This is a genomic window from Streptomyces sp. RPA4-2 (assembly GCF_012273515.2).
In the GTDB taxonomy this organism is placed as follows: domain Bacteria; phylum Actinomycetota; class Actinomycetes; order Streptomycetales; family Streptomycetaceae; genus Streptomyces; species Streptomyces kaempferi.
The window spans coordinates 6,252,552-6,266,725 of the sequence record NZ_CP050975.2; the positions used below are offsets into that span (position 1 = coordinate 6,252,552).

The following is a 14,174-nucleotide window of genomic DNA, read 5'->3' on the forward strand; positions in this document are numbered from 1 at the left end:
ACTCCTTCTGCGTGGCCACGGCTCGCGCGGCCAGTGGGGATCCGGGCGGTGGGTAGCCGTCCGGGCAGAACAGGTCGGAACGCGGAACCAGTTGCACGAAGGTCTTCGGTCGCGGCACGGCGGAGGTGCTGTGAGGTTGCTGTGGAGCGACCGTGGGAAGAGTGGCAGGAGATCTCGTCTCCTGTCAGGAGCGCATCAAGAACTTGGCCGGAATCATTTCGTTCTCCGGTTGGTCATGTTCGGTAAACGAACCCGTGCATCTCTGTGCACCCGGACCGGATCCGACCGCACCGACGCGGTGGTCGGCAAGATCGTGTACGACGCCGTGACGAACGTGACGAACGGTCCCGTCCTGAGAGGAATTGGCTCGTTCGTGCGCCGTGTCCGTGAAGTCGTCTCCGTGAAGCCGGGCCCCCGGAGCCGTGGTCGGCCGCGCAGGTGATGCCGGCCCGTGCCGTCCGTGCCGTGGTGGCGGAGTGGCCCCGTCACACCGTGACGACGACCTTCGCGCGGGCGTGTTCCCCCTCCACGTACCGGATGGCCTCGGGCACCTCGCCGAGCGCCCCGTACATCCGGTCGACGACCGGGATGACCTTCCCGGACTCGACGAACTCCCGCAGCACGGCCAGGTTCGCCCCGCTCGGTGCCGCGAAGAACGTGAGCAGCCGCTGGCCGACGAAGCGTGACAGCACCTGCCCCTTGAGGATGAGACGCATCGGCCCGAGGAGGCTGCCGCCCCCGGACACGCCCCCGCCGGACAGCAGGAGCGTTCCCGTGGGCGTGAGCGCGCGCCGCAGGTCCGACAGCGAGCGGTTGGCCACGAGGTCGAACACGACGTCGTGGCGCGTCCCCGCACGGGTGAAGTCGTCCCGGGTGTAGTCGATGACGTGGTCCGCGCCGAGCGAGCGGATGAGGTCCACGTTCCGCGTGCTGCACACGGCGGTCACCTCCGCGCCGTACGCCTTGGCGATCTGCACGGCGAAGGTCCCGACCCCGCCCGACGCGCCGTTGACCAGGACCCGCTGCCCCGTCGTCACACGGCTCAGGTCGCGCAGGCCGATGAGCGCGGTGTTCCCCGCGAGCGGCAGCGCGGCGGCCTGCTCGAAGCTCAGCCCGGCCGGCTTCAGGGCCACCATGTCCTGCGACGCCGCCACGTACTGTGCGAACGCGCCGTCGGTCTCGCCGAACACCTCGTCCCCGGGCCGCAGCCGCTTCACGTCCGCGCCGACCGCCTCCACCCGGCCGGCGAAGTCCCGGCCGCGGACCGCCGTCCTCGGGCGGCGGACACCGAAGGACAGCCGCGCCAGATACGGGTCGCCGCGCATGAGGTGCCAGTCGTAGGCGTTGACGGACACCGCGCGCACCCGCACGAGAACCTCACCCGCGCCGGGTACCGGTCTGTCGAACTCCTTCAGCTCCAGCACATCGGGAGAGCCGTACCGGTCCTGGGCGATCGCCTTCATCGGGCCTCCGTGACACACGGGAACGCGAGGGGTCGGTGCGAAGGGTGCATCGGGCGGCCGGGCGCCACTGCTCACGACGGTAGCCGAGCGGGCGGGGTACGGGAATCGGGGCGAGCCCGGAGGGGAGGGAGCTCGGGGCCTCAGACCAGGCCCAGTTCGTGGCGCCACCGCCACGCCAGCGTCAGACACGCGCGGCCCGCGGGCAGGGTCGTGGGATGTCCGGCGTAGCCGAGCACGTTCTCGGCGGTGAAGGGGACGCCGCGATATCCGTCGCCCGCCCTGGCGCCGACCACGAGGACACCCTCCTCGTTGTGCTCGCCCATTCCCGCGAAGATCTCGTCGAAGGCCGCGGCGTCCCACACGCACACCAGACAGATCTCCGGCTTCCAGGTCAGCGGATCGAGGCCGAGGCCGAGGAAGCGCACCCGGGCCCGGCCGTCCCGTACCGCACGCGCGAAGTCGGCGTAGGGCGCGTCGCGGGCGTAGTCCAGCGTCACCCCACCGCTGCCGGCGGCGTCGGGTGCGCCCAGGAACTCCTCGGCGTACTCGCGCATCGTGTTGTGCCACAGGTCGAGGTCGGAGCGCCACACGGGCAGGACGTCGGCGTGCGGCTGGAACTCTCCGGCCGGGGCGACATGGGTGGTGTCCATGGCCAAGGCGACCTTGCCGGGGTCGCGCCGGCGCATGAAGAAGTACGCCCCGCCGTTCTCGGGCCGGCCGTCCCCGCCGTTCTCGACCCGGACCGTCAGCGTGTTCACGCCCGGCAGCGCGGCTCTTCTGTGCAGGGCGAAGGGACTGCCGAGCCCTCGCCGGAACGGCCCCCGCAACGGCGTGGTGCCGCCCTTCAGATGGCGCAGCGCCTCCTCGTACGCGAGCGGTTCGGTGGTGTCGAGGCCGTCGAAGTAGCGGCCGAGCGCGAAGGTGAGGGCGAGTCCGTCCCCGGGATGTTCGGCCGGCGGGGAGGTGACGTCGAGCAGGCGGTAGGACGGGCCGTTGAACCAGACGCCCGGCCGGTCGTAGGCCTCGATCGCGGCCGAGTAGCTCTCCGCCCGCCGAGCCCCCGGGCCGTGCGGCCAGTAACGGGAGACGTCCGCGCGGCAGGAGTCCAGCTGTTCGTCCGGCCGGGACTCGCGCAGCGTCAGGCGTACGGCGTCCAGGGGCTGCGGGCGGGGCGGAACCCATCCGGGCCGGGTCAGCAGCACCAGTTCTCCATCGGCGCGGTGCTCGGTCTGGCCCTCCGCGCACGCGGTGCTCAACTCGGCCCGGTGGCCCTTGAGATGGCCGCGCACCCGGACGAACAGGGCGACGCCCTGCTCGCGGCCGGCCTGGCGCTGCGGCGCCCAGGCGAACCCCGCCGCGACGATTCCCACCAGCAGTCCCGCCACGGCGACGGTCGTCTCAAGGCCCATGTCTCCCCCTCTTGGCGCGGGCCGGTCATTCAACCAGGCTTGTGGGAGGCACCGTCGGGGTACGCCGCGCCGGCAGGGCCGCGGAGGCGTCCCGGGGCCGTCGCTCGCCGTGCCAGGAACGCCACAACGCCGCGTACGCGCCGCCGGCCGCCACCAGGTCGTCGTGCGTGCCGAGTTCGGTCAGTAGGCCGTCCTCCATCACGGCGACCCGGTCCGCGTCGTGCGCGGTGTGCAGCCGGTGCGCGATGGCGATGACCGTGCGCCCTTCGAGCACGGCGGCGAGCGCGCGCTCGGTGTGCCGGGCGGTCGCCGGGTCGAGCAGCGCCGTGGCCTCGTCGAGGATCAGCGTGTGGGGATCGGCCAGCACCACGCGGGCCAGGGCCAGTTGCTGGGCCCGTGAACCGTCCGCGACGTGTCCCTCCGGGCCCAGCGCGGTGTCCAGTCCCTCCGGCAGCTCCCGGGTCCACTCGTCGGCACCGACGGCGGTCAGCGCCGCCCACAGTTCGGCGTCCTCGGCGGCCGGCGCGGCGATCAGCAGGTTGTCGCGGACGGTCCCGAGGAAGACATGGTGCTCCTGGGTGACCAGGACGACCTGGCGCCGCAGCCGCTCCGGATCGAGGCCGGCGACCGGTACCCGTCCGACCGTCACGCTGCCCGAGCTCGGCGCGTCGATGCCCGCGAGCAGCCTGCTCAAGGTGGTCTTGCCGGCGCCGGAGGGGCCGACGACCGCCAGCCGCTCCCCGGGCCGTACGGTCAGGTCGACCCCGCGCAGCACCTCGGCCCCCCGGCCGTAGGAGTAGCGGACGCCGGTGACGTCGATCCGGTCGTCCACCGGGGCGGGGGAGCCGGCCGGGTCGGCCCTGGGTGCCCGGCCGAGGCCCTCCACCCGGGCGAAGGACGCGCCGCTGCTCTGCAACTGCTCGACCTGGACCAGGATCTGGTCGAGCGGTTCGCCGACCTGGCGCAGATACAGCGCGGCGGCCACCACCGCGCCCAGGCTCATCGCACCGTGCGCGTGCAGGACACCGCCCAGCAGCAGCACACCGGCCACGGGGACGACGTACGACACCTCGACGACGGGGAAGAACACGGTGCGCAGATGGAGGGTGTGCAGCCGGGTGCGACGGGAGGTCTCCAGCGCGTCGCGGCTCGCGGCGACCCGCCTGCGCCGTAGCCCGAAGACCTCGACGGTGCGGGCTCCCTCCGCGGTGGCCGCGAGGACCTCGGCGACCTCCGAGGTGGCCGCGCCCTCCGCGAGATAGGCGGCGCGCGCCCGGCGCAGATACCAGCGCGTGGCGAACCAGATGCCGCCCAGCCCGAGCACTCCGCAGCCGCCGAGTACCGGGCTGATGACGAAGACCGCGCCGAGCATGAACAGCACCTGCGCCGAGGAGATGAGCAGTGCGGGTCCGGCGTCGCGCAGCGTGGTGCCCACCAGGGCGACATCGGCGGTCCCCCGGGCCGTCAGATCGCCCGTGCCGGCCCGCTCCACGACCGAGGCGGGCAGCGCCAGGGCCCGCTCCACGAACTCCTCGCGCACCCGCGCGAGGGTCCGCTCCCCGAAGCGGTGCCCTGTCCGGCGGGCGGCGCGCGTCAGCAGCAACTGGGCGAGCGCGCACACCAGGATGACCAGCGCCAGGCGGTCCACCGCGCCCGCACCCGCACCGCCGCCGGCCCGGACGGTGGCGACGTCGACGGAGTCAACGATCCGGCCGAGCAGCCATGGCCCGACCAGTCCGGCCGCGGCGGCCAGCACGTTGAGCGCGAGGACCCCGGCGAAGGCCCGTCCGTCCGCCCGCACCAGCCGGAGCGCGGCCCGCCGCACCTCGGCCGGCTCGGCGACCGGCAGCTGCGCACTCATCGCACGGTCTCCTGGGTGTCCTCGGCCCCCTGGGTGTCGCTCTCCGCGTCGCGGGCCACCAGCGCGCGGTATCCGGGCTCGGTGTCGAGGAGTTCGCGATGGGCGCCGCTCGCCGCGACGTGGCCGTCGACCAGGTAGTGCACGGTGTCCACGTGGTCGAGCAGCAGCGGCGAGGTGCTGGTGACGACGGTCGTACGGCCCGAGCGCGCCGCGCGCAGCCGGCTCGCGACGGCGGCCTCGGTGTGGGCGTCGAGCGCCGAGGTGGGCTCGACCGCGAGCAGCACCTCGGGATCGGCGAGCAGTGCCCGCGCCAGCCGGACGCGCTGGCGCTGCCCGCCGGAGAGACTGCGGCCTTGTGCGTCGACGGCCGAGTCGAGGCCGTCCGGCAGCCCGAGGACGATGTCGTCCGCCACGGCCGCGTGCAGACAGCGCAGGACGGCCGCGTCGTCGGGGTCCCCGCGGCCCGAGACCAGCTCGCGCAGCGTGCCGGCGAACAGGTCGGCCTCGTTGTCGGCGACCAGGATCCGCGCTCTGACCTGGGCGAGGTCGAAGGCGTCGAGGCGCACGCCGTCCCAGGTCGCCGCCGACCGGGTGTACCGGCCGAGCCGGTCGACGACGGCCGCCGAGTCCGCGGGGCGGCCGCCGACCAGTGCGGTGAGTTTCCCCGGCGTCACCTCGACACCGGACTCCGGGTCGCGCAGCACGGACGGGGACGTGGGGCCGTCCAGGGCGTCGGGGTCGGGGGACGCCAGGGGCTCCAGGGCCAGGAACCGGACGACCCGGCGGGCGGCCACCAGGCCCCGGCTGAGCTGGTAGCCGCACTCGACGAAGAACGCCACCGGCATCACCAGGACCGCGACATAGCCGTACACGGACACCAGCTCGCCCACCGAGATCGCCCCCTGGGCCGCCAGCCGGGCGGCCAGCCAGGTCACGACGGCCAGGAACACCGTCGGCAGCCCGGCGCCGAGGGCCTGTACCCAGCTGGTCACCGCCCCGACCCGGTAGCCCTGCGCGCGCAACTCCTGCGAGTCGCGGCGGAAGGCAGCCGCGTACAGTCCCTTGCCGCCCAGGCCGTTGAGGACGCGCAGGCCCCCGGCGAGGTCGCCGATGCGGGCGGTCAGCACCGCCTGCCGCTCCCGGTAGCCGGCCTCCACTCCCTGCAGCCGTCCCAGCAGCGGGCCGACCAGCAGGGCGATCACCGGCACCCCGAGCAGTACCACCGCGGCCAGCGACGCCGAGACCGACAGCAGCAGGCCGGCCACCACGGCGTACGCGACGACCGCGCCGACGCCGGGCCCGACGACGGTCAGGGACTGGCTGATCGTCTGGACGTCACCGACGCCGATCGTGACGACCTCACCGGCGCCGGCCTGCCGGGAGAGGGCGGCACCCAGCCGGGCCGCCTGCGCGACCACGATCTTGACCGTGCGGAAGTTGGCGTCCATCCGCAGCCGGGTCATCATGCGGTGCCGCATGATGCTCACCCACGCGTTGAACACCCCGAGACCCAGCAGGGCGGCGGCCCAGCCGGCCAGTGCGGTCAGGTCGCCGGGCTCCAGACCGTCGTCGATCGCGCGGGAGAGCAGATACGGCGCGAGCGCCATGAGGACCATCCAGACGGTGCCCAGCACCGCACCGGCGACGGCCCGCCCCGGCTGCCGGGCGATCAGCCACCACAGATACCGGCCGCCCCCTCGGGCGTCGGGCGTCCCCGGGTCCTCGTACGCGTCGATCATCCGCTCCCCAGCGCTCCTCCGGTGCCGTGTCCGTCTCCCGCCGGGCTGCCGTGTCCGCTAGACGAGGCTGTCCCGCCACGCCCGGTGCAGGTCCGCGAACCGGCCGGTGGACGCCACGAGTTCGGCCGGAGCGCCGTCCTCGACGATCCGGCCGTGCTCCATCACCAGCACCCGGTCGGCGATCTCCACCGTCGACAGGCGGTGCGCGATGACCACCGCCGTCCGGCCGCGCAGGACCGTCAGCATGGCGCGCTGCACGGCCCGCTCGCCGGGGACGTCCAGTGAGCTGGTCGCCTCGTCGAGGATGAGGACGGCCGGATCCGCGAGCAACGCCCGTGCGAAGGCCACGAGTTGACGCTGACCGGCGGAGATGCGGCCGCCCCGCTTGCGGACGTCCGTGTCGTAGCCCTCGGGCAGCGCGCTGATGAAGTCGTGGGCGCCGATCGCCTTCGCGGCCCGCTCGATCTCCTCCCGGCTCGCGTCGGAGCGTCCGATGGCGATGTTCTCGGCGACCGTGCCCGAGAACAGGAAGGCCTCCTGGGTCACCATCACCACCCCGCGCCGCAGCTCCGGCACGGACAGCTCGCGCAGGTCCACGCCGTCGAGCAGCACCCGGCCGTCCGTGGGGTCGTAGAAGCGGGCCAGCAGCTTGGCGAGCGTCGACTTGCCCGCTCCCGTCGAGCCGACGACGGCGACCGTCTGCCCCGCCGGGAGCGTGAGCGAGAAGGCGGGCAGCACCTCACCGCCGGTGCGGTACGCGAAGCGGACGTCCTCGAAGACCACCGCGCGGCCCGGCTGTTCGGAGGCGAGGGCGGGCAGTTGCCGCGGAGCGGCGGGCTCCGGCACGGACGGCGTCTGTGCCAGCAGACCCGCGATCTTCTCCAGCGAGGCCGCCGCGGACTGGTACGAGTTGAGGAACATGCCCAGCCGGTCGATCGGGTCGTAGAGGCGGCGCAGATACAGGACCGCCGCGGCCAGCACCCCCAGCGCCAGTGACCCCGAAGCCACCCGGTACGCGCCCCACAGCACGATCGCCGCGACCGCCGCGTTGGCGACCAGGCGCGAGCCGACGACATAGCGGGCCATCTCCAGCAGGGCGTCGCCGTTCGTGTGCTCGTGGCGCTTGTTCAGGACCCGGAACTCCGCGTCGTTGACGTCCTCGCGGCGGAACGCCCGCACCGGCCTGATGCCGTTCATCGTCTCCGCGAACTTCACGATGACGGCGGCGATCGCGGTCGAGCGGAGGCGGTAGATGCGGCCCGCCCGGCGCCGGTAGACCCGTACGAGGAGATAGAGCGGCACGAAGGAGGCCACCGCGACCGCGCCGAGACCCAGGTCCAGCCAGAGCAGCATCGCCGAGATGTAGACGAAGGACAGGATGACCGTGATCAGTTCCTGCAGGCCCTCGCTGAGCAGTTCACGCAGCGACTCGACGTCCGTCGTGGAGCGGGAGATCAGCCGGCCCGAGGTGTAGCGCTCGTGGAAGTCGATGCTGAGTGCCTGCGCGTGCCGGAAGATCCGGCCGCGCAGATCCAGCAGCACGTCCTGGTTGACGCGGGCGGACGCGCCGATGAAGGCGTACTGGAGGCCGCCGGCGACCAGCGCGCACAGCACGTACGCGACCCCCACCGCGACCAGCGGACCGTGGTCGCCCCGGCGCAGCGCCGGTACGGCCCGGTCGATGGCGTACGCGACGAGCAGCGGTCCGGCCTGCACGGCGGCCTGCTGGAACAGGAGCAGGACGGTCGTCACCACGACGCGGGCCCGCAGCGGGGCGAGCAGCGAGCGCAGCAGGGTGGCGGTGGCGCCCGGGGGAGTGGGCAAGGTGTCCCGGTCGAAGGGGTCCTGGTGCCGCTCCGCCGTCCGCGCCGGGGCCCTCCGGCCGGACTCCGTACCCGAACCGGACTCCGTGCCGGGCTCCCCGCGGGACTCGCCGCCGGGTTCCCGGTCCGGCGCGGTGGTCGTGGGCGCCGTCATCGCTCGGTCTCCTCGTCGCCGGACATCAGATGGGCGTACTCGGCGTTCGTACGCAGCAGTTCGTGGTGGGTGCCGACCGCGGTGACGCGGCCCCCGGAGAGCAGCGCGACGCGGTCGGCGAGCAGCACCGTGGACGGGCGGTGCGCCACGATCAGGGCGGTCGTCTCGGCCAGGACGCGGCGGAGCGCGGCCTCCACCGCGGCCTCGGTGTGGACGTCCAGCGCCGACAGGGGGTCGTCGAGGACGAGGAACCGTGGGCGGCCGACCACCGCTCTCGCGAGGGCGAGGCGCTGGCGCTGCCCGCCGGACAGGCTCAGGCCCTGCTCGCCGACCTGTGTCGCCGTGCCCTGCGGGAGGGCGTGCGCGAAGTCGGCCTGCGCGACGGCCAGGGCCCGGTCCAGCTCGGCCTCCCCGGCGGTGTCGCCCGCGCCCATCAATACGTTCTCCCCGACGCTCGCCGAGAAGAGGGTGGGCTCCTCGAAGGCCACCGCCACCCGCGCGCGAAGCTCCTCGCGCGGCATCGCGGTGATGTCCTCGCCGTCCAGCGTGATCCGCCCGGACGTCACCTCGTGCAGGCGGGGGACGAGGGCGGTGAGGGTGGTCTTGCCGGTACCGGTCGCGCCGACCAGTGCCATGGACTCGCCCGACCGGATGTGCAGGTCGATGCGTTCGAGTACGGGGGGCGCGTCGGCGGGGGCGTCCGGGTAGCGGAATCGGACGCCGTGGAACCGGAGTCCGCCGTCGTCCGAACCCGTGGCCGTGCTCACGACGGCGTCCGCACCGGCGCTCGCGTGCGGACCCGTACCCGCGCTCGCGTGCGGACCCGTACCCGTACCCGTGCCCGTGCGCGGACCCGCACCGGCGACCGCGTCGGCGGCCGTGGAGGTGTCCGAGGACTCCGGCTCCGCGTCCATCACCTCGAAGTAACGCTCCGTGGCCGTCGCCGCCTCCTGACTCATCGCGATGAGGAAGCCGATGGAGTCGACGGGCCAGCGCAGTGCGAGGGCCGTGGAGAGGAAGGCCACCAGCGTGCCCGCGGAGAGGCGGTCGTCGGCGACCTGTGTGGTGCCGAGGACGAGGGCGGCACCGATGGCGAGTTCGGGCAGGGTGACGATGACGGCCCAGATGGAGGCCAGCAGCCGGGCCTTGGCCAGCTCCGTGCCGCGCAGGGTGCGGGACAGCTCACGGAAGGCGTGGGCCTGGCTGCGATGGCGACCGAAACCCTTGATGATGCGGATGCCGAGCACGCTCTCCTCGACGACCGTCGTCAGGTCGCCCACCTGGTCCTGGGCCCGTCGCGCCACCTGGGAGTAGCGGCGCTCGAAGAGCCAGCAGACGACCATGACGGGCAGCGCGGGAGCGAGCAGCACCAGCCCCAGTGTCCACTCCTGATCGAGCATGATGAGGACACCGACGAGGATCGTCACGCCGTTGACCAGCAGGAACGTCAGAGGGAAGGCGAGGAACTGACGCAGCAGCATCAGATCGGTGGTGCCCCGGGACAGCAGCTGGCCGGAGGCCCAGCGGTCGTGGAAGGCGACCGGGAGACGCTGCAGATGCCGGTACAGATCCGCCCGCATGTCCGCCTCGACCCCCGCCAGCGGCCGCGCCACCAGCCACCGTCGCAGCCCGAACAGGACGGCCTCGGCGATCCCGAGCAGCAGCAGGTACAGCGCGCCGAGCCAGATGCCCGCCGGGTCGTGGTCGGTCACGGGACCGTCCACCATCCACTTCAGGACGAGCGGGATCACCAGCCCCGTACAGGACGCCACGACCGCGACGACGGCCGCGCCGAACAGCCGCCCCCGCACCGGCCGTACGTACGGCCACAGGCGCAGCAGGCTGCCGACGGTCGAATGGTCCCTGGTTCCGGCACGGTCCGTGGTCACTGCATCTGAAGTGGACATCAGAAGCGAGCCTACGGACCGGCACTGACAGTGCCCACCGAGTTTTGGCCGGACCTGAATCGTTCCACGGGGCGCACGGGGGTCGTAGTGCCGCATCGACCGATCGGCTGATGCCTCTTCGAGCGCGATGGACGATGTGGCGGCCCCGGTCCCGCCGGGATGCTCGGGGCATGTCAGTCATCGAAGTCAGCGCACTGCGCAAGTCCTACGGCGGCCGGCCCGTCGTCGACGGTGTCTCCTTCGCCGTCGAGGAGGGCGAGATCTTCGGGATCCTCGGCCCCAACGGCGCCGGCAAGACCACCACCGTCGAATTGCGTCGAGGGTCTGCGGATCCCCGACGCGGGCCGCGTCCGGGTCGCCGGGCTCGACCCCGTGGCCGACCACGAGGCCGTCAGCCGGGTTCTGGGCGCGCAGCTCCAGGAGAGCGAACTGCAGGCCAAGCTCACCGTGCGCGAGGCACTGGAGCTGTACGCCGCCTTCTACCCGCGCCCCGCCGACTGGCGTCCGCTCGCCGAGCGTCTCGGCCTGACCGAGCGGCTGGGCACCCGGTTCGGGAAACTCAGCGGGGGCCAGAAGCAGCGCCTGTTCATCGCGCTCGCGCTGGTCGGCGACCCGCGGGTGGTGGTGCTCGACGAGCTGACCACCGGGCTGGACCCGCGGGCCCGTCGCGACACCTGGGAGCTCATCGAGGACGTCCGCGCCCGCGGTGTCACGGTCCTGCTCGTCACCCACTTCATGGAGGAGGCGGAGCGGCTGTGCGACCGGATCGCGGTCGTCGACCGGGGGCGGGTGGCCGCGCTCGACACCCCCGCCGGACTGATCCGGCGCGCGACGCGTTCCACCGTCATCGGTTTCACCCCCTCGGCGCCGCTCGACGAGCGTGAGATCGCCGCACTGCCCCACCTCGCCTCCGTCGCGCACCAGGACGGCCGGATCACGCTCGGCGGCACCGACGAGACCGTCGACGCGGTCCTCACGCTGCTCTCCCGCCACCACATCACCGCCCATCAACTCCGTGTCACCGACGCCACGTTGGACGACGCCTTCCTCGATCTGACGGGAACGGAATCATGAGCGCGACGAACACGACGAACACGACGAACACGATGAACGCGACGAACACGACGAACGCGACGAGCGCGGAGAACACGACGACCTCGAGGCGAACGACGACCCTGGCGGTGCTGCGGACCGAGGCCCGCCTCTTCCGGCGCGAACCCGGCTCCCTCTTCTGGGTCCTGGCGTTCCCCACCCTGCTCCTGGCGATCCTCGGCTCGATCCCCTCCTTCCGTACGGCGGACGACGCGCTGGGCGGCATCCGCCCGGTCGACGCGTACGTCCCGGTGACCGTGCTGATCGCCCTGATCATGGCGGGCGTGCAGGCCATGCCACCGGTCGTCACCGGCTACCGCGAACGCGGCATCCTGCGCCGGATGTCGACGACCCCGGTCCGCCCCGCCGCCCTCCTCTCGGCGCAGACGGGCCTGCACGGCGTGGCGGCGCTGGGCTCGGCGCTGCTGTCGCTCGCGGTCGGCAGGATCGCCTTCGGCGTGGCGCTGCCGCGCCAGGCGTCCGGCTACGCCGTCGCCCTGCTGCTCGCCGTCGGGAGCGCCCTCGCGCTGGGCGCCCTCGTCTCGGCGCTCTCCCGCACCTCCAAGATCGCCAACGCGGTGGGTTCGGCGGTCCTCTTCCCGATGATGTTCTGCGCGGGCGTCTGGCTGCCGGTGCGGTCCATGCCGGGCGCGCTCGCCCGGGTCGTGGAGGCCACGCCCTTCGGCGCGGCCGCGCGGGCCCTGGACCAGGCCGCTTCGGGCGACTGGCCGGCCTGGTCCCACCTGGGTGTGCTCGCGCTGTGGACGGTGGTGCTGTCCGGGGCGGCGGCCCGCTGGTTCCGCTGGGAGTGAGCGCGGCCGTGGACGACACTGAGGGCATGGAAGAGGACGTGGCGGGGGTCGAGCGGCGGTGGGCGGCGTTCAACCGCTTGGGACCGTACGGGCTGTTGGCGGTCGGCACGCTCCTGGCGGCCGCGACCACGGACCTGCTCGGGATGGGCCGCGGCGACTGGTACGCGGTGACGGCCCTGGTCGCCGCCGGCCTCGTCCTGCAACTGTGCTGGGTGCGCGCCGTCCGCGACCGCCCGGAGCGCTCCGCGGTGAGCGTGGGCTACTACGCCGTCCGCTGGGCGATCGCCTTCGTGCTCACCTGGATCAATCCGTTCTTCGCGTTCTACGCGGTCTCCGGCTACTTCGGTGTCCGCCGGATCCTGCCGTCCCGGCTGGTCAACGTGGGGCTCGTCGCCACCGCCGTCACGATGGCCGGATCGGAGTCCGGCGGGCTCCCGCCGCGCGGCGGGACGGGCTGGCTGCTGTTCTCGGCCGTGCTCGCCATCACCCTCGTCCTGGTCGCCGCCTTCAACCGGCTGGCCCTCCAGGAGGACGAGCGGGCCCGCGTCCAGTCCGCCACCATCGGTGAACTGGAGCGCACCAACACCGCGTTGCAGCGGGCCCTCGACGAGAACGCGGCCCTGCACGCCCAACTCCTGGTGCAGGCACGGGAGGCGGGCGTCGCCGACGAACGGCGCAGGCTGGCGGCCGAGATCCACGACACCATCGCGCAGGGCCTGACCGGCATCATCGCCCAGCTCCAGGTCGTCGCGAACACCCCCGACCCCGGGACCGCCCGCGAACACCTGGGGCGCGCCTCGGACCTGGCCCGGCAGAGCCTCGGCGAGGCCCGCCGCTCCGTGCACAACCTCGCCCCGGTCGCCCTGGAGCACGACGGACTCCCGGAGGCACTGGACAAGACGGTCACGGAATGGGGCCGTCGCACCGGCGTCCGCTCGGAGTTCACGCTCACCGGCACGGCCGAGCACCTGCACGAGGAGGTGTCGGCGACCCTGCTGCGCATCGCCCAGGAGGCGCTGTCGAACGCGTCGCGCCACGCCCGCGCAGCCCGCCTCGGCGTCACCCTCTCCTTCATGGGGGACGAGGTGACCCTGGACGTACGCGACGACGGCCGCGGCTTCGACCCGGTGGCCGTCCCCGAGCGCACCGGCAGCGGCGGGTTCGGCCTCGAGGGCATGCGGGCCCGGGCCGAGCGCATCGCCGGCTCGCTCACCGTCGAGTCGGAGCCCGGGCAGGGCACGGCGGTGTCGGCTCGCGTACCGTTGGTGCGCCATGAGCGATGACGCGATCACCCTTCTCATCGTCGACGACCATCCCGTCGTACGGGACGGGCTGCGCGGCATGTTCGAGTCCGCGCCCGGGTTCACGGTCCTCGGCGAGGCGGCCGACGGGGTGGCGGCGCTCGCCCTGGCTCAGGCCCTCGACCCGGACGTCGTCCTGATGGACCTGCGCATGCCGGGCGGCAACGGCGTCGCGGCCATCGCGGAGCTCACCCGCCGCGGCGCCCGCGCGAGGATCCTCGTGCTGACCACGTACGACACCGACTCCGACACGCTGCCCGCGATCGAGGCGGGCGCGACGGGCTATCTGCTCAAGGACGCCCCGCGCGACGAGCTCTTCACCGCGGTGCGTGCGGCGGCCGAGGGCCGCACGGTGCTCTCCCCGGCGGTGGCCTCCCGGCTGGTCTCGGCCGTACGCACCCCCACGACCGTGCAGGACTCCCTCTCGGGCCGTGAGCGCGAGGTGCTGGCCCTGGTCGCCAAGGGCACGTCGAACCGCGAGATCGCCCGCGTCCTGTTCATCAGCGAGGCCACGGTCAAGACCCACCTCACCCACCTGTACGCCAAGCTGGGCGTCAACGACCGGGCGGCCGCGGTGGCGGTGGGCTACGACCGGGGCATCCTCGGCTGACGG

9 protein-coding genes and 1 pseudogene are annotated in these 14,174 nt (G+C 73.3%); 4 read left to right on the forward strand and 6 right to left on the reverse strand.

Features of this window, described 5'->3' with window-relative positions; translation table 11 throughout:
• Window positions 1–485: 485 nt before the first annotated feature.
• The 6 genes from HEP85_RS27515 to HEP85_RS27540 form a co-directional block, all read right to left on the reverse strand.
• A complete protein-coding gene (locus tag HEP85_RS27515) occupies window positions 486–1,463 on the reverse strand; it encodes an NAD(P)-dependent alcohol dehydrogenase (RefSeq protein ID WP_168530316.1) in 978 nt (325 codons plus the stop codon).
• A gap of 140 nt (window positions 1,464–1,603) precedes the next feature.
• Window positions 1,604–2,872: a hypothetical protein gene (locus HEP85_RS27520; protein WP_168530317.1), complete on the reverse strand. Its 1,269-nt coding sequence runs from the start codon at window positions 2,870–2,872 to the stop codon at window positions 1,604–1,606.
• 25 nt (window positions 2,873–2,897) lie between these two features.
• Complete coding sequence (locus HEP85_RS27525; protein WP_369657863.1) at window positions 2,898–4,733, reverse strand: ABC transporter ATP-binding protein; 1,836 nt, start codon at window positions 4,731–4,733, stop codon at window positions 2,898–2,900.
• Window positions 4,730–6,472, reverse strand: a complete 1,743-nt coding sequence (locus HEP85_RS27530; RefSeq protein ID WP_168530318.1) for an ABC transporter ATP-binding protein — start codon at window positions 6,470–6,472, stop codon at window positions 4,730–4,732. Before HEP85_RS27530 ends, HEP85_RS27525 begins: the two co-directional genes overlap by 4 nt.
• A 57-nt stretch (window positions 6,473–6,529) precedes the next feature.
• A complete protein-coding gene (locus HEP85_RS27535; protein ID WP_168530319.1) occupies window positions 6,530–8,449 on the reverse strand; it encodes an ABC transporter ATP-binding protein in 1,920 nt (639 codons plus the stop codon).
• Window positions 8,446–10,356 (reverse strand): ABC transporter ATP-binding protein, encoded by a 1,911-nt coding sequence (locus HEP85_RS27540; protein ID WP_168530320.1) that lies wholly within the window; start codon window positions 10,354–10,356, stop codon window positions 8,446–8,448. Before HEP85_RS27540 ends, HEP85_RS27535 begins: the two co-directional genes overlap by 4 nt.
• 170 nt (window positions 10,357–10,526) lie before the next feature.
• Between HEP85_RS27540 and HEP85_RS27545 the strand changes: the two are divergent.
• From HEP85_RS27545 to HEP85_RS27560, 4 genes and pseudogenes are all read left to right on the forward strand, one after another.
• Window positions 10,527–11,430 (forward strand): annotated as a pseudogene (locus tag HEP85_RS27545) (ABC transporter ATP-binding protein).
• Between the two features lie 32 nt (window positions 11,431–11,462).
• A complete protein-coding gene (locus tag HEP85_RS27550; protein WP_168534077.1) occupies window positions 11,463–12,260 on the forward strand; it encodes an ABC transporter permease in 798 nt (265 codons plus the stop codon).
• A 26-nt stretch (window positions 12,261–12,286) separates the two neighbouring features.
• On the forward strand, window positions 12,287–13,543 hold the full coding sequence (locus HEP85_RS27555; RefSeq protein WP_168534079.1) for a sensor histidine kinase: 1,257 nt from the start codon (window positions 12,287–12,289) through the stop codon (window positions 13,541–13,543).
• Window positions 13,533–14,171 (forward strand): response regulator transcription factor, encoded by a 639-nt coding sequence (locus HEP85_RS27560; protein ID WP_168530321.1) that lies wholly within the window; start codon window positions 13,533–13,535, stop codon window positions 14,169–14,171. Before HEP85_RS27555 ends, HEP85_RS27560 begins: the two co-directional genes overlap by 11 nt.
• Window positions 14,172–14,174: the final 3 nt, after the last annotated feature.